Here is a 19,207-nt window from a genome sequence, read left to right as displayed (position 1 = left end):
GCAGCGGCCTTCAGGCTTCGAGCGCTCGACCCGCGGCCGTCCAGGCCTCGATGCCGCCGGCCAGCGGGCGCACATCGCGAAAGCCCTGCTGCAGCAGCTGGCGCGCGGCGACGACCGCCGAGGCGTCGTTCGGGCAGGCGCAGTAGACGACGATCAGCGCGTCCTTCGGGTGCCCGATCAGCTCCGGCGCCAGCTCGCGGCCGGTCGACAGGATCGCGCCGGGGATGCGTCCGTCCTCGCGCGCGACGGCCGAGCGCACGTCGACGATCATCGGCCGCTCGCCTCGGTCGAGCAGCTCCGCCAGCGAGTCGACCGACAGCCGCGCCATCCGAAGCTGCTTGTTGAATCGGTAGCGCTGCCACCACTTGGCGGCGATGAACAACGCGATCACGATCGCCAGCAGCATCAGTCCCCAGCGACCGAATTGCGCAAGCACGGACACGATCTGCTCGATCGCCGGCGAGAACAGCCAGCCCAGCCCGAGGCCGACACCGACCCACACCGCCGCGCCGAGCGCGTCATACAGCAGGAACGCGGCGCGCGGGATGTGGATCGCGCCGGCCAGCGCAGTCGCGACCGACGCGAACCCGGGCACGAACTTGGCCACCAGCAGCGACGGCGGCCCGAAGCGCGTGAAGATCGATTCGGTCTGGCGCACGCAGCCGTCCGGCGACAGCGAGATCTGGCACAGCGTGCGCAGCACGCGCCGGCCGCTGCGCCGGCCGATCGCGTACCAGATGCCGTCGGCGATCAGGCAGGCCAGCACCGCGGTGCCGAGCAGCGCGAGCACGTCGAGTTCGCCGCGCGCCGCGAGCGCGCCGGTGACCATCAGCATCGGGTAGCCGGGCAGCGGCGCACCGAGCTGCTGCAGCAGGATGTTGGCGAACACGAACAGCAGTCCGTAGTCGGCGATCAGGCGGATGAGGGTGTCCAACGCGGCTCGTCAAGGGTTCTCGTGCAAAGCGCAGTGTCGCCCGGATCGGCGCCGCGCGCAGGCCGTAAGCTCGGTGCATCTGCCTTTCAGGAGATCGTGATGAGAATTCTGCTGCCGGTCGACGGTTCCGAGAACGCGCTCGAGGCGGTGCGGCACGCGCTGCGGCTGGTCGACGACGGCCTGCGCGCGAGCTTCGTGCTGGCCAACGTGCAGGAGCCGGCGTCGCTCTACGAGATGGTGGTCGCCCACGACGCCGCAGTGATCGAACAGGTCAGCGAGGCCGCCGCGCAGCACGTGCTGGCGCCGGCGCAGGAGCTGCTGCGCGTGGCCGGGCTCGCGTTCGACACCGAGATCGCCAACGGCGATCCGGGCCACCAGATCGTCGACATCGCCGAGCGCTGCAACTGCGAGCTGATCATCCTCGGCGCGCGCGGCATGGAGCCGCTCGAAGGCGCGCTGGGCTCGGCGGCGGAATGGGTCCTGCGGCACGCGGGCATGCCGGTGATGGTGGTGCGACGCGACGAGGGCTGACGCGCTTCAGCCCGCCGGGGCGGACGCGAGCTCGGTCCAGGCGGTCACCCGGTTGCGACCGGTCTTCTTCGAGTGGTAGAGCGCCTGGTCGGCGCGATCGACCAGCGCGTCGAACTGCGCCGCACCGTGGCCGAGCTGCTCGACGCCGAAGCTCATCGTCACCTTCACGTCCGCGAGGTGGCGCACGGCACTGCCGGCATGGGCCTCCACCTCGGCGCGCAGCCGCTCGGCGATCTCGCGGCCCTGCGCCAGCGTCGCGTTCGGCAGCACGATGCAGAACTCCTCGCCGCCGTAGCGCCCGAGCAGGTCGCCGGTGCGCAGGCCGCGACCGAGCGCCTTGGCGACGGCCTTGAGCACCTCGTCGCCGCCGCCGTGGCCGAAGCGGTCGTTGATCGACTTGAAGTGGTCGACGTCGCACATGATCGCGCACAGCGGCTGGCCGGCGGCGGCGGCGATGACGCGCTCGCTGTCGGCCAGGAACGCACGCCGGTTCAGACAGCCGGTCAGCGCGTCGCGCGTGGCCAGCAGCGTCAGCTCCTCGTTCTTCTGGCGGATCTCCTCGCGCGAGGCGTGCAGCTCGACCAGCGCGACGCGCAGGCCCTCGGTGCGCTCGTGCAGCTCGGTCACGTCGGACATCGTCAGCAGGCAGCCGCGGGCGCGGTGGAAGCCGTCGTTGATCGGCGTGCAGTTCAACACGACGTCGCGTATGCGCTCGCGATTCGCCGTCAGGCGCATCTCGAGGCCGAGCAGCGGCTGGTTGGTCTCGAGCACCCGTTGCCAGGGCCGACCGGATGACCCCTCGGGCAAGGCGCCGACCAGCCACGCGAGGTCGTTGACGCTGGTGCCGGTGCGGATCGGCATGGCGTCCGGCCCGAGGGCGCTGAACGCGTTGTTCGCCAGCATCACGCGGCCGCCGGTGTCCAGCACCAGCACCGCCTCGGTCAGCGTGTCGAACGCGGTGCGCACGCGTTCGGGCACTGCCGCGCTCGGGTCGAGGTAGCGCATCGCGCGCCGCAGGTAGAGCTGGAACGCGACGAAGCCGAGCCCGATCATGAGCAGCACGCCCGCCACCAGCGGCTGGCCCAGCCATTCGCGCCACGACTGCGGCCCGCTCGGTGCGAACGCGAGCTGCAGTTCGCCCCATCGCCGCCCGTCGGCCAGCAGCGTCATGCGGACGTTGTCGATCGTCGACGGCTCGGCGCCGCCCAGGCGCCATGCGTGCGCATGGTCGCCGGCGACCACGCGCGGCGTCGCCCCCCCGATGACGGCCGCCGAACGCAGCTGCGGGTCGCGCCGCACCACGCTGGCGAGCAGCGTGCGCAGATCGTCGTCGCTGTCACTGCGCAGCGCCTGCACCACCTGGGTCGCGACCGATTCGGCGACGAGCTGCCGGTGGCGGCGTGCGTCCGCGACGCGGTCGTCGAGGAAGCCGCCGACGAACAGGTCGCTGAGCATCATCAGCGACACCATCAGCGAGACGAGGCCGAAGGCCACACGCGTCGCCGGACCGGCGCGCAACAGGGGGGGCAGGGCGATGTTCAATGCAACTCCAGGATGTCGTGGTCGCGCCGGGTGGGGCCGGCCGACGCGTCGAGCGGGGTGAGCTCGGTCTCGTCGAGCGGCGCGTCGTCGGGCGACTCGTCGTCGCCCCAATCGGCGTCCTCGGTGCGGCGGCGCAGCACCGGCAGCAGGTCGTAGCTGCCCCACGCCGGGCTGGCGACCAGCACGCTGGCCATCAGCGCCGCACCGCGCGAGGCCCAGCCGATCACGCCGATCGACAGCGCGATGCCCAGCGTGATCGTGCTGGGCGAGAACGTCTGGCTCTCGGTGAGCGGCGCCTCGGCCGAGGCGGTGCCGAGATCGACGCTGACGTGTGTGCGTCCGTCCGCACGGCTGGCCGGTGCGCCAAGGGCGAGCACGTCCAGTGCCAGCAGCGTGACTTCCGGCGCGGCCCGGTGCGACGGCAGCGTGAAGGCCGCGAGCCCGCGCGAGACCGGTTCGACCTGCGGGGCGGCGCCCAACGCGATCGCGTGGACCCGGCCGGCGTCGGTCTGGCCGACCGCAGATCGCGGCGCGACGGGCGCGTCGATGGCCGGTACCGCCGCATTCACGACCCCCTTGGACGCCAGCGGCGCGGCAGCCCGTGCCGGCGCTGTCGTACCGGCCGTGGCGGCGCCGCTGGCGCTGCTTGTGCCGGTGCCGCCGGTGGTCGCATCGTGTGCAGAGGCGACGTCGGGCGCAGTTCCCGGCCCGGCCACCGGCGCGGCGGCGGCCGGAACGGCGATCGACAGCCGCTGCACCGTTGCCCGCTGGCCGTCGCTGGCCTCGATCAGCACGTCGTACACCCGTGCGGCGTCCGGGGCGACCTTGAAGGCGAGCGCGCCACTGAGCGCATCGAGCGTGAAGCGGTCGGCATCGGCGCCGCCGACGATGGCGTAGCGCACCGGTTGCGCCGGCAGGTCGGCGTCGCTGGCGTGCAGTTGCGTGACGGCGGTGGCACCGACGGTCGCGTCGATGCGCACCTGCGCGCCGTCCCCGGGGCTGCTGAAAGCCGGCGCGTTGTCGTTCACCGGCGTGACGGTGACGGCGAGCGCGCGCGCGTCGACCAGCCCGCCGTCGTCGATCTGCACGGTGACGCGGTAGACCTGGCCGCCCGCGGCGGCCGTGGGTGCCTCGAAGTCCGGCGCGACGATGAACCGCAACGCCCCGGTCACCGCATCGATGGCGAAGCGCGCGGCATCGACGCCGCCGGCGATCGACCAGGTTGGAGCCTGGCCCGGTCGATCGACGTCGGTCGCCACGAGCGTCGTCACGGCGGTGGTGTTCTCGGCCACGTCGAAGGCGGTTGCCGTGCCGGCGATGACCGGCGCGTCGGCCACGTCTGTCACGACGATCGTCGCGGTGTCGGTGGCGGCGCTGAACGCGGTCGCGCCGCCCTGCGTGCCCGCGTCGGCACGATCGCCGGCCAGGCCGAGGCTCCGGTCCCAGGCCCGGTAGGTGAGCGTGCCGGTGGTCCCGTTCGCGCCGTCGGGCACGAAGCGCACCGCGTCGGTGTCGCGCAGCAGCAGGGCGGCGCCGTCGCTGACCGGGCCGATCGCGGCCCAGTGGGCACCGCCATCGGTGGAGAACTGCCAGCTGCCGTTGCCCGGAGCGAGCCCGGTGGTCGCGATGCCCTGCAACGCGCCGGCATCGACATCGCGGATCGACCCGCCGGTGAACGACGCGACCGTCTGGCCGGCGTTCGCGACCTGGTCCTCGGTCAGCGGCGCGAGCATCGGTGCGGCCGGGGTCAGGACGGGTGCGGTGTTGAGGGCGTCGACCGTGATCGACGCGGTGTCGGTCGCGCTGCTGAACGCGCCGTTGCCGCCCGCACTGCCCGTGTCGAGCGTGCTGCCCGCGGTGCCTGCGGTCTGGTCCCAGGCGCGGTAGGTGATCGAGCCGTTGGTGCCGTTGGCGCCGTCGGGCACGAAGCGGATCGCATCGTCGGCGCGCAGCAGCAGCGCGGCGCTACCCGACACCGCACCCAGCGCCAGCCAGCTCGCGCCGCCGTCGGTCGAGAACTGCCAGCGGCCGTTGCCCGCGTCGGCACCGGTGATCGCGATGCCGGGCACCGCGCCGCTGTCGACATCGCCGATCGACCCGCCGATGAAGCTCGACACGGTTTGTCCGGGGTTGGCGATGTCGGTCTCGTCGATCGTCGCCAGCACGGGCGCGATCGGCGTCAGCACCGGTGCGTCGTTGACCGCGCTCACGCTGATCGATGCGGTGGCGGTGCCGCTGCTGAACGGCGTCGCGCCGCCGACGCTGCTCGCATCGAACAGGCTGCCGGCGCTGCCGGCGCTCTGGTCCCAGGCGCGGTAAGTGAGCGAGCCCGCGGTCGCGTTCTGGGCGTCGGGCACGAAGCGGATCGAGTCCGTGGCGCTCAGCAGCAGCGCCGAGATGTCGGCGACGCTGCCGACGGCCGCCCAGCTCGACCCGCCGTCGAGCGAGTACTGCCAACTGCCGTTGCCGGCCACCAGGCCCGTGATGGCGATGCCTCGCACCGCGCCCGTGTCCACATCGCTGACCGACGTGCCGAGGAACGAAGCGACGGTCTGGCCGGCGTTCGCCGTCTCGTCCTCGGTGATCGAGGTCAGCGTCGGCGCGCTGGCCGCCAGCACCGGCGCGTCGTTGACGGCGGTGACGGTGATCGTGGCGGTGTCGGTCGTGGTGCCGAACGCGGTCGTACCGCCGTTCGCGCTCGAATCGACCCGGGTGCCGGCGCCGCCGCTGCTCTGGTCCCAGGCGCGGTACGTGATCGACCCGCTGGCCGCGTTCAGGCCGTCCGGCACGAAGCGGATCGAGTCCAAGGCGCGCAGCAACAGCGCCGCGGTGCCACTGACGGGGCCGACGTTCGTCCAGCTCGAGCCGCCGTCGGTCGAATACTGCCAGGTGCCGGTGCCCGAACTGAGTCCGGTGATCGCGATGCCTTGCACCGCGCCGGCATCCACGTCGGTGATCGACGCACCGATGAACGAGGCGACTGTCTGACCGCCGTGGGCCGTCTGGTCTTCGGTGATCGTGCCGAGCGCCGGCGCGATGGCCGCCAGCACCGGTGCGTCGTTCGCCGCGCTCACTGTCAGCGCGACCGTGTCGATGTCGCTCAGCGTCGAGGCGTCGGTCGAGAGCATCGTCAGCGTGTCGCTGCCGTTGAAGTTGGCCTGGCCCAGGTAGGCGAGCGTGGCCAGCGCCGCGTTCACCTGCGCCGTGGTGCCGCTCAGCGTCAGCGCGGCGCTGCCGTTGGTGCCACTGCTGATCGTTGCGCCGCCGGCCAGGCTCACCGTCAGCGTGCCGTTGAGCACGCTCAGGCTGGTGGTCAGCGCGGTCACGCCGCCGTCCACGACCGAGAGGCCGGTGATCGCGCCCGACACATCCTCCGTCAGCGTCGTCGCGCCCGGCACGGTGTTGACCGGCGTGGTGCCCGCGTCGAGCGCGGCCGAAAGTTCGGAGGTGTCGGTGTAGGCGGTGTAGCCGGCGTTGGACAAGGTGGCGGTCGCCGTGATCGTGCAGCCCACCGGCACCGCTGCCGCGAAGGTGTTGGCGAAGCTCGCAGTGCCGGCGCCATCCGTGGCCACGTTGACGAAACCCAGGTAGGCCATGCTGCTGCCGTTGGCGGGCTGGGCGAAGAACTCCAGGCGGAAGTAGCTGCCGGCGGTACTGTCGAGCGTGCCGCGGATCTCGATCTGGCTGCTGCCGTTGGTCTTGGCCAGCGTCAGCACCGGGAAGTTCTGCAGATTGTTGGCGCCGGTGTCACCGTCGCCGATGTCGTTGGCGTTGCTGCCACTGGTGCCCAGATCGATGGCGAGCGCGTTGCTGCCGCCGAGGCCGTAGATCGAATTGCCGAGCATGGCATTGCCCGTGCCGCTGGCCACGCTGATGCCGTCGTAGCCACCGGCGGACGAATTGGCACAGGCGATCACGTTGCCCTCGCCCACGCCGGTGCCGCCGATGCGCGTGTGGGTCGCCCCGTTGACCTGGATGCCGCTGCGCCCGGTGCCCCAGGTTGCGGTGCCTGCCGCGTCGGTGCCGATGATGTTGCCCTGGACCACGGTGCCATCAACGCCGCTGGCCAACAGGATCCCGTTCTGGCTGGCACTGCCGATGCGGTTGGCGGTGACGGTGGTCGTGTTGCCGCCGTCGATGCGGATGCCCGTGACGGGCGTTCCCAGCGTTGCGGTGCCGGCCGGCGTCAGGCCGATGTCGTTGCCCGTGAGCACGTTGCCCGTGCCGGCGCCGGACAGGTACACGCCGACACCGGAGGCGCCGCTGAGCACGTTGTTCTGGACCGTGGTGTTCGCCGTGCCCGTGTACAGCGTGATGCCGTCCTGGCTGCCGGTGAAGGCGGTGGTGCCGGCCGCATTGAGCCCGACCCAGTTGCCGATGATCTGGTTGCCCGAGGCGGTGGCGCCGGAGACGAACACGTTGTAGGAGCCCGCGCCGGCGTTGCCGATGACGTTGCGGTCGGCCGCGCTGTTGCCGCCGATCACGTTGTTCGCGCCGGCCACATAAAGCGCGTAGGAGCCGCTGGAGACGGCGACCTGGTTGCCGCTGCTGTCGATCGCACCCAGGTAGTTGCCCGCCACCGTGTTGCCGTCGCTGCCGGCATCGATCTCGATCGCGGCGTTGTTGTAGTTCTGGATCACGAAGCCGCGAATCGTCGAGCCGTCGGCGCTGCCGGTCAGGCGCAGGCCGTCGCTGACGGCCAGGTTGTTGACGTTGATCACGATCGCCGGCCTGTTGCCGTTGACCGCGAAGCTGTCGTCGGTCGTGGCGTCGATCAGCACGGCGTCGCTGATCGAGGGCAACACGCTGGTGAGCGTGATGGTGTGCACCCCCGTGCCGGCGATCTGGAACTGGATGCGATCGGCGCCGCCCGTGCCGTTGGCGGTGTTGTTGGCGGCGGTGATGGCCTCGCGCAGCGAGATGAAGCCATCGGCGCCCTTGTTGGCCAGCAGCGTGCTCCAGCTGGTGGTGTCGCCATCGCTGGTGTCGGCGGCGGTGTCGACCACGCCGGTGAACTGGCCGGTGGTGATCGCCATCACATCGCGGCCGAACTCGGACGTGTCGGTGAAGGTGCTGTAGCTCGCGTCGCTCTGGGTCGCGGTCGCGGTGATGGAGGTGCCCGCGGCCACATTGACCGCGAGCGTGCTGCCGATGGTGGCCACGCCCGCGCCGTCGGTGGCCACGTTGGCGAAGCCGAGCCAGGTGCGGCCTTCGCCGTAGCCCGTCGGGTCGGGGCCGGCGTTGGCGTAGAACTCGATGCGGTAGTAGCTGTTCGCCGCGCTGCTGAGCGTGCCGGCCAGGATCAGCTGGTTGCTCGCGCTGGTGCGCGCCAGCGTCAGCACCGGGAAGTTCTGCAGGTTGTTGGCACCGGTGTCGCTGTCGGGCGCGGCGTCGTTCGCCGTCACGCCGACGGGGCCCAGGTCGATCCCCAGGCCGGTGTTGGAATACACCACGTTGCCCAGGATCGGGATGCCGGTGCTCGTCACCACCGCGATGCCGCGCGCGTTGTAGGCCACGGTGTTGCCTTGGCCGGCCGCGGTGCCGCCGACCACCGTGTTGTCCGCCACGGCACCGTCGCCCAGGTTGATGCCGTCGCCGCTGTTGCCCACCGCCGTGACGCCATCGGCACCGACGCCGATCAGGTTGCCGCGGATGACGGTGCCGGTGTTGGTCCCGACCGAATTGCCGATGTACAGGCCGTTGACGTTGTTGCCGGAGACGACGTTGTCGAGGATCTGGTTGTTGGACGACCCGTACCACAGGTCGACGCCGTCGCTGCTGTTGCCCAGGTCGACCAGCCCGGTCGCGTCGGTGCCGAGGTAGTTGTGCTGGATGACGTTGCCGTTGCTGCCGCCGGTCGTGTGGCCGACCTGGATGCCGTCGGCGTTGCCCGAGATCACGTTGCGCCAGGCGCTGGTCGCGCCGCCCACGGTGTTGCCCGAGGCGCCGCCGATCAGCTGGACGCCGTCGTCGCCGTTGCCGAGCACGGCCGTGCCGGCAGCGGTCAGGCCGATGTAGTTGCCGGCGATCTGGTTGCCGGTGGCGGCGGCGCCGGTGACGCGCACGCCGACCCCGGTGTTGCCCGAGATCACGTTGCGGTCGGCGGCCGTGCTGCCGCCGATCAGGTTGTTGGCGCCGCCGACATAGAGGCCGTTGGCGCCGTTCTCTTCGCCGGCGCCGGCGTCGGTGCCCGAAGCGTTCAGGCGGCCGATGGAGTTGCCGGCGATGGTGTTGCCGTCGGCGCCGGCGTCGATGTGGATGCCGTCGCCGCCGAAGTCGCGCACCACGAAGCCGCGGATCGTGCTGCCGTCTGCCGTGCCGGTCAGCGTCAGGCCGTGGCCGGCCAGGTTGTTGCCGTCCAGGACGATCGCGGGCCGGCTGCCGTTGGCGGCGAAGCTGTCGTCGGTGCTGGCGTCGAGGATCACCGCATCGGTGATCGACGGCAGGCTGCTGAGCGGATTGATCGTGTGCACGCCGGTGCCGGCGATCTGGAACACGATGCGGTCGGCGCCGCTGCTGCCGTTGGCCGTGTTGTTCGCCGCGGTGATCGCCTCGCGCAGCGAGATGACGCCGTCGGCGCCCTTGCTGGCGAGCAGTGTCGACAGGCTGGTGGTGTCGCCGTCGCTGACGTCGCTGACCGTGTCGACCGTGATCGTCGCCTGCGTGGTCGGGATCGCCGCCACGTTCTTCGCGAATTCCGAGGTGTCGGTGAAGGCAGTGAAGGACCCGTCGGTCGCCGCCGTCGCGGTGGCCGTGATCAGGTAGCCCGCCGGCACGTTGACCCCGTTCAGCGTCGCCGAGATCGTGGCGTTGCCCGAGCCGTTGGTGGCGACGTTGACGGCGCCGAGGTAGATCTGCCCTTCGCCGTAGCCGGTCGCGTCGGCGCTGGGCGACGCGAAGAACTCGATGCGGTAGTAGCCGTTGGCGGCGCTGTTGAGCGTGCCGGTGACGACCAGCTGGTTCGACGCGTTGGTGCGCGCCAGCGTCAGCACCGGGAAGTTCTGCAGGTTGTTGGCGCCGGTGTCGGCGTCGCCGGCGTCGTTGGCGGTCACGCCGTCGCCGCGCAGGTCGATGCCCAGCGCGACGCTCGAATAGATCAGGTTGGCCGAGAGCTGGTTGGCGGTGCCGGCGGTGTCGCTGATGCGCAGCCCCGAGTTGTAGCCGGCGATGTTGCTCTGCCCGCTGAAGGCGATGGTGTTGCCGAGGATGCTGCTGCCGCTCGGCCCGGCGCCGCCATAGCTGGTCTCGAGCAGAATGCCGTTCTGGCCCGACCCCCAGTTGGCGGTGCCCGCCAGGTCGGTGCCGATGCGGTTGCCCTGGATCACCGTGCCGGTGCTGGCACCGTCGATCTCCACGCCGACGTAGTTGACGCCGGCGATCCAGTTGCCGTCGTTCGCCCCCGAGCCGCCGACCTGGGTGTTGTCGGCGCCGCTCGAGACGTACACGCCGTCGCCGGCATTGCGCAGCAGCGTGATGCCGTCGGCGCCGATGCCGATCCAGTTGCCGCGCACGATGTTGTTGTCGGTCGCCTCGCCATCGATCTGGATGCCGTCGTTGCCGTTGCCCGAGATCAGGTTGCGTTGCGTGGTCAGGCTGCCGCCGATCGTGTTGCCGGTGGCGCCGTTGTAGACGCCGATGCCGCGCTTGGTGTTGCCCAGCGTCGTCAGGCCGGTGGCGTCGATGCCGACGTAGTTGCCGATCACCTGGTTGCCGGTGGCGGAGGCGCCGTTCAGCTCGATGCCGAAGTCGTTGCCCGAGACCACGTTGCGGTCGGCCGCGGTGGTGCCGCCGATGATGTTGTTGGCGCCGAGCACGAAGATGCCGTCGCCGCCGTTGCCCGTGCCCCCGGCGGTTCCGCTGGTGACGAGCTGGCCGATGTAGTTGCCGGCGATGGTGTTGCCGTCGGAGCCGGCATCGATCTGGATGGCGTCGCCGCGGAAGTTCCGCAGCACCAGCCCGCGGATCGTGCTGCCGTCGGCGGTGCTCGTCAGCTGCAGGCCGTCGAAGTTGCCGTTGCCGCCGTCGATGCCGATGGCCGGCTTGTTGCCGTTGGGGGCGAAGCTGTCGTCGGTCGTCGCGTCCAGGATCACCGTGCCGGTGATCGCCGGGAGGGCGGTGCTCAGCACGATCGTGTGCACGCTCGTGCCGGCGATGTTGAAGCTGATCGTGTCGGTGCCCGCGTTGGCGTTGGCGTCGAGGATCGCCTGGCGCAGCGAGCCGGCACCGCTGTTGGCGGTGCTGGTGACGATGTAGGTGTTGAGCAGCTGCGCGTAACTCGCCTGGCCGGCGGCGTCGAGCGCGACCTGGCGCTCGATGGCCCCGCTCGCGTATTCCAGCGCCCAGTTGCCGCCGCGCGCCGCGGTGCCGGTGGCATCGGTCGAGGCGGCCACGTCGGCGCCGGTCAACTGGGCCAGGTCGGCGACGAGCGCACGACCGTCGGCCTCGGCCGCGAAGCTGCAGCCGTAGAGCATCAGGTCGGCGTCGGCACTGAGATGGCTGCCCCACGCGGCGATGTCGCCGGCGCGGGTGAGCACGGTGTCGGCGTCGAGCCAGCTGCCGCCCAGCCGCATCGCGCCCTCGGCGCCGTGGCCGATCAGGTGGATCGCGGTGACCTCGTCGCGGCCCGCGAGCGCGGCGCCGATCTGGTCGAAGCCGTCCTGGTCGGTGCGCAGCAGGAACGCCTCGATCGACCGGCCGGCCGCGGCCTGGGCGGTGATGTCCGCAAGCAGCTGGTCGGCGTCCGGCGCACGGGCGTCGACGAAGACCAGCTCGTGCGCCGCCGCCGCCGCCGTCGTGGCGGGCGTGGAGGCGACGCTGGCGTGCTGTTCGGGCGGGGCGTTCGGATCCTGCAACGCGCCCGCGAGCACGCCCAGCGGGTTGTCGGCCGAGAACAGGATGCGCGGCTCCAGGTCCTCCAGGACCGCTTGGCGCAGCGCGAACAGGTCGGTCGACATCGGGTGGGTCAGCGGGTCGCCGGGGCGGGGCGCGCGCCGGTCGGGCCGGTGGAGGCCGGCGTGAGTTCGAGGCCGGAGCGCACCGCCCCGTGCGCCGGCGCCGGCGGGCCGGCCAGCGCGGCCTTGCAGCGCAGGCCGGCGGGCAGGGCGCCGTCGTCGTTCGGCAGGTCCAGGCGCAGGCGGAAGGTGTTGCTCGCCGGCTCGAGCACGCGGTCGATCTGGGCGATGCGGGCCGTGCGCGGCCCGCTGCCGGCCAGCTCGGGCTGCACGCTCAGCGCCTGGCCGAGCCGCAGGCTGCCGAACAGGCTGGTCGATGCGACGACCTCGACCTTCAGGCGGCCGATGACCGCGATCTTCAGCATCGGCTTGTCCTCGACGCGTTCGCCGGGGTTGACGTAGCGCTCGGTGATCACGCCGTCGAACGGCGCGCGCAGGATGCGCTGCGCGAGCTGCGCCTGCGCGCTGGTGACCTCGCGCGCGCTCGTGCCGAGCTGCTCGCGGGCCTGCTGCATGCGCTCCTTCGCGACGCGCTGCTCGGCCTCGGCCTGCTCGACCGCCTGGGCCGAGACGAAGTTCTGCGCCGCCAGCGAGCGCGTGCGCTCGAGCTTCTGCTGCGCCAGGTCGTGGCCGGCGATCGCGCCGCGCAGTTCGGCTTCGCTGTCGGCGCGCGAGCGCACCACGTTGCTGGCGGCGCGTTCGACCTCCGCGCGCAGCCGGGCCAGCACCTGGCCCTTGCGAACGGTGTCGCCGCGCTCGACGAGCACCTCGTCGACGACGCCGATCACCGGGCTGCCGAGTTCGGCGACGCGGTCAGGCACGATCAGGCAGGCGAGCAATGCGGATGTCGGCGCGCTCGAAGGAAAGGAAGTCTGGGCCTGCGCCCGGCCGGTCGGGGCGGCGCAGAGGCAGGCGGTCAGCGCGATCGGCAGTGCGGCCGACAGCAGTCGGGAGGCAGTCATGAATGGTCCTTGGTGAGTCGGTCGTGGCCGAACGGGAGGCGCTGTTCGAGTGCGCCGTCGACGCTCAGCAGCGCGGTGCGCGCGCGCGCCGCGCGGGCTTCGCGGCAGCGTTGCTGCAGCGACAGCAGCGTGGACAGAAGGCGCCCGGGCCATTGCACTTCTCGCTCGTGCACGAACGCCCGTGCGAGTCGGGCGACAGCGGCCATGGGTCGGTCGGTCGAGAAGCCGGTCGATTCCAGCGACAGCCAGACTTCCACGCTGCCCGGCTGGCCCTGCCGCCCGGCGCGGCCGGCGAGCTGGCGGTCGAGCCGGCGCGAGGCGTTGTGCTGGCAGGCGATCACGTGCAGGCCGCCGGCCTGCAGCGCGCGCTCGTCCGGCACGATGTCGGTGCCGCGGCCGGCCATCAGCGTCGCCACGGTCACCTGGCCGGCGACGCCGGCACGCGCGACGATCGCGGCCTCGTCGGCATCGAAGTTGGCGTTCAGCAGCGCCGGCGGGATGCCCGCGCGCCGCAGCTGCGCCGCCAGCGCCGCCGAGTCGGCGACCGAATCGGTGCCGATCAGCACCGGGCGCCCGTACGACGCCAGCTGGCGCGCGCGCTGCACCACGGCGTCCCGTCGCGCGGCATCGGTGGCGTACCAGCGCATCGGCCACTGCGCCCGCTGGCTCGGGCGGCGCGGCGCGATCGCCACGGTCGCCAGGCCGTAGACGCGCGCCAGCTCGCCGCGCGCCTCGCGCAGCGTGCCGCTCATGCCGCCGAGGCGGTGGTAGCGGCGGAAGAAGCGCTGGAACGTGATCCGCGCCAGCGTCTCGAGATCGGCGTCGGGCCGGCAGCCTTCCTTGATCGCGACGAGCGCGTGCAGCCCGCTGGCCCAGCGGCGGCCCTCGGCGATGCGGCCGGTGGTCGGGTCGACGATCGCGATCGCGGCACCGCGGGGGTCGGCGGCGCCGGGCGCCGCGCCGGACGCGGGTGCGGTCACGATGTAGTCGAGGTCGCGCTGCAGCACGTGGCGGGCCGCGAGCGCGGTGGCGATCGTGTCCTCGCGGTGGCGGGCGTTCTTCCAGACCGGTTGCAGCCGGGCGGCCAGCGCGCCGATGCGCGCGCGGCCGGCGTCGGTCAACGTGATGCGGCGCTCGCGACGGTGCGGCACGAAGTCGCGCCCGGCGTCGAGCCGGCCCGACAGCGCCCAGGCCTGCCACAGGAAGGCGCGGCCGGCGCTGGCGTCGACCTCGCGCGACAGGACCAGCGGCGTCTGCGCTTCGTCGATCAGGATCGCGTCGGCCTCGTCGACGATCGCCATGCACAGGCCGCGCAGCAGGCGCTGCGGCCGATCGCCACCGCTCGCGCGCTGCGCGATCGCGTCGACGCGCTGCTGCAGCGCCGAGCTGCCGCCGCCGTGCGACAGACGGTCGCGCAGGTAGTCGAACGCGACTTCGCGGGCCGTGACGTAGACGATCGCGTGCGCGTAGGCGCTGCGGCGCGCGTCCGGCTCGTCGCGCTGCACGACGCTGGCGACTCCGAGGCCGAGCCGCTCGAACAGCGGCTTGAAGGTCCGCGCGTCGCGCACCACCAGGTAGTCGTTGGCGGTGATCACGTGGACCGGGATGCCGGCGAGCCCCGCGATGCCCGCGGCGAGCGCCACCGCGAGCGACTTGCCCTCGCCCGTCGCCATCTCGGCGAGTCGGTTGTCGAGCATGTGCAGCGCGGCCAGCACCTGGCCGTCGTAGGCCCGCTGGCCGAGCGCCCGCCGCGCCGCCTCGACGACGAAGGCGCAGCAGCGATCGGCCTGCTCGGTGCCCAGGCCGTGGCGCGCGATCGCGAGGTGCAGGTCGTGCCGCGCGTCGAGGAACGCCGACTCGGTCACGGTCGCCCAGGCGCTGGCGTGCGCGCGCACGCGCTCGAGGCGGCGCGCGGCCTCGCGGGCACCGAACGGCCGGCCGTTGCGGCGCGGAGGCGCGTCGGGCGTGGCGCCGCCGGGTTCGGCCAGTTCGGGGTAGTCGCCCCAGCGGATGCCGGGAAAGGGCAGCGCGTGGGCGCCATCGAAGCGCGGAGTCATGACGGGTCTCATCCAGCGGGGTTGAAGTGCTGCAGCACGAGCTGCCGCAGCTGGCGCAGCGCCTGCTGCGCCACGGGCAGGGTGCCGTGATCGAAGCGCACCAGCGCGCGCGCACCGATGCGCTCGCCGATGTCGGCCGGCCGGACGCCGGCGAGCTCCACGTCCATCAGCACCACCGGCGCGCGCGGGGTCATGCCGTCCTTCTCGGTCGGGTCGATCGCGATGGCGCCACCGCCGAGTTCCCCGAGCGCGGCGCTGGGCAGGCGCGTGACGGCCCCGTCCATGTCGCGTCGCACGCTGCCGGTTCGCAGGCGGCCCGGGTCCTCGGCCAGGCGTACACCCACGGGCAGGGCCGCGCTGCCGGTGCGGCGGCGCACCAGGTCGGCCTGCTCCTGCGGCAGCGCGACGCGCACGGTCAGCGGGTCGCCGGTGATCAGGTGGCCGACCAGGTCGCCCTTCTTGAAATGGCTGCCGACCAGATCGGCCTGGTGCGGCACCACGAGCACGCCGTCGGCTGGCGCGCGCAGTTCGAGCTGCGCGATCGTCTCGTCGTTGCGCGCGGCCTCGGCGCGGCTGTAGGCGAGCTTCTCGCGCAGCGCAGGCACCTTGTCGGGCTCGTTGGCCTGGGCCTGGAACATCGCGACCTCCAGATCGGTCGCGTCGGCGGCCAGGGCCGCGGCCGTGGCTTGCAGCCGGTCGTCGCGCAGCGTCGCGATCAGCTCGCCGGCGTGCACGCGCTGGCCGTCGTGCGCGGCGAACTGCGCGATGAAGCCGTCGGTGCCGGCGCGGATCTGCGCGCGCTCGGGCAGCCAGACGACGCCTTGCGCCAGCGTGCTGAACGGCACCGGGACCAGCGTGAGGGCGACGCACAGGGCGGCGCCGGCCGCCATGCCGCGCCAGATGCCGCGCAGCGAGCCGCTGCCGAAGACCGCGCGCAGGCCGGCCCGCAGCGGCTTGAGCACGGTGCCGTAGACGATGAAGATGCCGATGGCGACGCCGAGCAGCGCCGAGAAGCCGCCGATCCACAGGCCGACGGCGAGCGCAAGCGCGAACCGGTAGAGGGCCGCCAGCGGTGCGTACGCCGCGAGCCACACGCGCTCGCCCGGCAGCGGGTGCAGCGGCGCGGCCGGCGGCGTGCCGAGCAGGACGCGGGCGAGGCACTGGGTCCACCACTGGGTGCTGCGCAGGCCGAGGTTGCGCAGGTCGAGCAGGTCGCAGAAGAGGTAGTAGCCGTCGAAGCGCATCAGCGGGTTGCCGTTGACGAGCACGGTCGAGACCGCGCCGATCAGCACCGCGAGCAGCGCCAGGTCCTGCACCAGGCCGGGCTGCACGACCGACCAGACGGCCAGCGCGAGCGCCGCGATCGCCAGCTCGGCCATGATGCCGGCGGCGCTGACCAGCGCGCGCTGGTGGCGGTGGCGGAAGCCATCGGCGGCCGAGGCGTTGACGAACGGCACCGGCGTCAGCATCAGCAGCGTCACGCCGGCCTGGTGCACCGTGGCGCCCCAGCGCTGCACCGCCAGCGCATGCGCGGCTTCGTGCACCGCCTTGATCAGCGGGTACATCAACCAGGTCATGAACACGTAGCCGGGCGAGGCCAGCAGCCGTGCGGCGTGCGCGAACAGCTCGCCGGCCTGCATCGCGGCGGACGTGGCGGCGCACAGCACGCCGACCAGCCACAGCGCCAGCATGCCGCTCGAGAAGACCCACGGCGCGAGCGGCCGCAGCCGGGTCAACAGCGCCGACGGATCGAACATCGCGAGCCGGAAGGCGAGCGGGTTGACGCCCTGCAAGCGCTGGCGCCGTCGCTTGACGGCGCGCGCGCGGAACACCGCCTCGACGTTGGCCGCCCGATCGAAGTCGACCAGCCCGCGCTCGTGCAGCGCCATCAGCAGGCGCACGATCTCGTCCTGCGTCATTGCCTCCTCGGGGCGGGCGGCGAGCAGTGCCTCCCAGATCTCCTGGACGGTCAGCGTGCCGTCGCAGCGGCCGACGAATTCATAGGCCAGGCGGTTCAGGCGCCGCACCTCGTCGGACGATTCGTCGAGCAGCAGGAACCACGCGACGCCGCGCTGGTCCTGGCGGCGCAGCTCGACCTGGGCGCGCAATTGCGGTCGCAGCGAGGCGACGCGGTACCAACGCGGGCTGAACAGGGTCTCCTGCATCACGCCCACCACGCCCACGCCTTCAGGCGCACCCAGTCGACGAGTCGATGCGACCAGGCCCAGGCGAGGGGGCGCTGGTCCACGGTCAGCTTGGCGACGCCTTCCAGCCCGGGCCGGATGTGCGTGGCGGCGTCGGTACGGGCGGGGCCGCTCAGTTCGGCCTCGACCTCGAACACGTTGTGGCCGTCGACGCTGCGCGCGATCGGCGTGACGCGGCTCACCGCGATCGGCAGCGTGTCCCACGGCAGCGCGCCGAGCGCGAGCGAACCCGGCTGGCCGGCCTGCACCTGGCCGATGTCGCGCTCGTCGACCTCGACGACGACGCGGTAGGCCGCGCTCGGCGCGATCACCAGCAGCGGCTTGCCCCGCTCCACCGGCGAGCCGATCGCCTGCGCCAGATCGCCCTGGATGACGACGCCGTCCAGCGGGGCGACGATCCGGGCCCGGGCGATGTCGGCGTCCACCATCGCGAGCTGCGCGCGGGCCTGGTCGGCGCGCGCGAGCGCGACGACCAGGGCCGACCGATCGGCGCGGGCCAGCGCCAGCGCATGGGCGCTCTCGTGCTGGCCGAGTTCGCTGGCCCACTTGCGGCGTTGCAGCTGCAGGTCCTGGTCGGCCATCTCGACCAGCACCTGGCCTTGCGTCACGTGGTCGCCCGGGCGCACATGCACCGTCTTGAGATAGCCGTCTGCGGGGGCGACCACCGAGCGCTGCAGCAGGCCCTCGACGCGCGCGTGCCCACCGACGCGGTACGGCGCCGGCACCACGCACAGCGCGGCCAGGCCGAGCACGCCGGCGGCCAGCAGTACCTGCACGCGCCGGTCGTGCAGGTCCCGCAGGCGCTGCAGGCCACGGCGCACCACGCCGCGGGCCCGCTCGTGCCACGGCGCTTCGCGCAGCCGCATCAGGTTCAGCACCGGGCCGATCAGGTTGACCAGGGTTTCGATTCGGTCGACCTCGTCCGCCAGTGCGGCCGGCACCGCGGCCCATTCGCAGCTGACGGCACCCACCACGTCCCCGGCATGCAGCAGCGGCACGCTGGCGATGGCGCCGCCCTGGCGCTGCAGCTGACGCAGGTGGGCGATCCGGATCACCGAGCGCGCCCCGGGTTGGGCCGGCAGGTGGACGCTCGCGCCTTGCTGGACCGACTCGTCCATCGCGGCGGCGATCGCGTCGAAACCTGCGCCCACCAGCGCATCGCCGCGGCCGTGCGAGGTGGCGACCAGCTCGATCACGCTGCGGCGGACGAAGCCGAGGGTGACCCGCGCGCAGCCGAATCCGGCCGCCAGTTCGGTCGCGAAGGCGGTCGCCGCCGGCTTCATCGTCGCGTGGGCCAGCACCGCGGCTTGCAGCACCAGCGCGCGACGCGCCAGATCGGCGTCCGAGCGCTGCGCGACCCCGGGCGAGCCGGCCAGGTCGGCCAGGGTCGAGGGGGAGATCGGCGGGGCGGCGAGTGTCATGCGGGTGGGACGTGAGGGCGAACGGCGGTCCGGCTGTCCGGCTTGTGAAGCTCTTCGACGTGGGACTGAACCCGCTTGAGCAGGCGCGCGGCCGGGCGCGGCGGCGTTTGTCAGCATTGGGACAATGGCGAGAAAGTTGTGGCCAACCTAAATGCGCTGTCGAACTGACGCGTACGCAAGTAGTTGATTTGTTTGGCGGTCTCTGCTCCTTACCTAATCGACTCTCGAACTGCAGGTGAGGGCGTTCAAGCAAACGCCGCAAGCAGCGCTAACTCCAAACGCGAACTCGCTTTTGCATTGCGGGATTGCAGTACCAGGCTCAATTGCCCGACTTTCAGAAGCTGGCAATGCAATGCAACCGAGAAGCTCGACGCACACGTTTGCCGGCTTGGTTCAATGGTCAAAATGGAGTGAACGATGAGCGCAAAGCGAGACGGCTCGGATGCCCTGTAAGTCTGTATGCGCTCTTGTTCAGTCACTGGCACCCGGATCTAAAGTAGTTCTGCCGGGCTAGTCGTTTGAAGAAGGAAGTGCGTTCCGGTGGAAGCGGTCTATTTGCGGAACGCATTCAGATCGAAGCTATAAGCCGTGGACAGACTTCGTAC

The 19,207-nt window shown here is 72.0% G+C and carries 8 protein-coding genes; 1 reads left to right on the top strand and 7 read right to left on the bottom strand.

The annotated features are described in order from the left end of the window. Positions 1–10: 10 nt before the first annotated feature. Positions 11–934 (bottom strand): rhodanese-like domain-containing protein, encoded by a 924-nt coding sequence (locus ACWH49_RS06415; protein ID WP_448170702.1) that lies wholly within the window; start codon positions 932–934, stop codon positions 11–13. A 99-nt stretch (positions 935–1,033) separates the two neighbouring features. On the opposite strand from ACWH49_RS06415, the gene ACWH49_RS06410 reads away from it, so the two are divergent. After that, the gene (locus ACWH49_RS06410; RefSeq protein WP_448170701.1) at positions 1,034–1,465 is read left to right on the top strand and encodes a universal stress protein; all 432 of its coding nucleotides are present in this window, start codon (positions 1,034–1,036) and stop codon (positions 1,463–1,465) included. A 6-nt stretch (positions 1,466–1,471) separates the two neighbouring features. On the opposite strand, the gene ACWH49_RS06405 is transcribed toward ACWH49_RS06410, so the two are convergent. The 6 genes from ACWH49_RS06405 to ACWH49_RS06380 are packed head-to-tail and all read right to left on the bottom strand — an operon-like array spanning position 1,472 to position 18,602. Beyond that, positions 1,472–3,007, bottom strand: coding sequence for a sensor domain-containing diguanylate cyclase (locus tag ACWH49_RS06405; RefSeq protein ID WP_448170700.1), 1,536 nt, complete (start codon positions 3,005–3,007; stop codon positions 1,472–1,474). Next, positions 3,004–11,961, bottom strand: coding sequence for a DUF4347 domain-containing protein (locus tag ACWH49_RS06400; RefSeq protein ID WP_448170699.1), 8,958 nt, complete (start codon positions 11,959–11,961; stop codon positions 3,004–3,006). The genes ACWH49_RS06405 and ACWH49_RS06400 overlap by 4 nt, the downstream gene beginning before the upstream one ends. A gap of 8 nt (positions 11,962–11,969) precedes the next feature. Continuing rightward, positions 11,970–12,920: an efflux RND transporter periplasmic adaptor subunit gene (locus ACWH49_RS06395; protein WP_448170698.1), complete on the bottom strand. Its 951-nt coding sequence runs from the start codon at positions 12,918–12,920 to the stop codon at positions 11,970–11,972. Continuing rightward, the gene (locus tag ACWH49_RS06390) at positions 12,917–14,977 is read right to left on the bottom strand and encodes a preprotein translocase subunit SecA (RefSeq protein ID WP_448170697.1); all 2,061 of its coding nucleotides are present in this window, start codon (positions 14,975–14,977) and stop codon (positions 12,917–12,919) included. The genes ACWH49_RS06395 and ACWH49_RS06390 overlap by 4 nt, the downstream gene beginning before the upstream one ends. Before the next feature lie 8 nt (positions 14,978–14,985). Further along, a complete protein-coding gene (locus ACWH49_RS06385; protein ID WP_448170696.1) occupies positions 14,986–17,142 on the bottom strand; it encodes a PqqD family peptide modification chaperone in 2,157 nt (718 codons plus the stop codon). Then, complete coding sequence (locus tag ACWH49_RS06380) at positions 17,142–18,602, bottom strand: efflux RND transporter periplasmic adaptor subunit (protein ID WP_448170695.1); 1,461 nt, start codon at positions 18,600–18,602, stop codon at positions 17,142–17,144. Before ACWH49_RS06380 ends, ACWH49_RS06385 begins: the two co-directional genes overlap by 1 nt. Positions 18,603–19,207: the final 605 nt, after the last annotated feature.

The sequence above is a fragment of the Rhizobacter fulvus genome (assembly GCF_964020785.1).
The sequence above is the reverse complement of the archived record's forward strand: the minus strand, read 5'-3'. Positions and strand labels throughout refer to the sequence as shown.

Bases quoted from the DNA above. Each gene is read 5' to 3' on its own strand.
- ACWH49_RS06410 (WP_448170701.1), top strand. From the start codon at position 1,034: ATGAGAATTCTGCTGCCGGTCGACGGTTCCGAGAACGCGCTCGAGGCG.
- ACWH49_RS06400 (WP_448170699.1), bottom strand. From the start codon at position 11,961: ATGTCGACCGACCTGTTCGCGCTGCGCCAAGCGGTCCTGGAGGACCTG.
- ACWH49_RS06395 (WP_448170698.1), bottom strand. From the start codon at position 12,920: ATGACTGCCTCCCGACTGCTGTCGGCCGCACTGCCGATCGCGCTGACC.
- ACWH49_RS06390 (WP_448170697.1), bottom strand. From the start codon at position 14,977: ATGACTCCGCGCTTCGATGGCGCCCACGCGCTGCCCTTTCCCGGCATC.
- ACWH49_RS06385 (WP_448170696.1), bottom strand. From the start codon at position 17,142: ATGCAGGAGACCCTGTTCAGCCCGCGTTGGTACCGCGTCGCCTCGCTG.
- ACWH49_RS06380 (WP_448170695.1), bottom strand. From the start codon at position 18,602: ATGACACTCGCCGCCCCGCCGATCTCCCCCTCGACCCTGGCCGACCTG.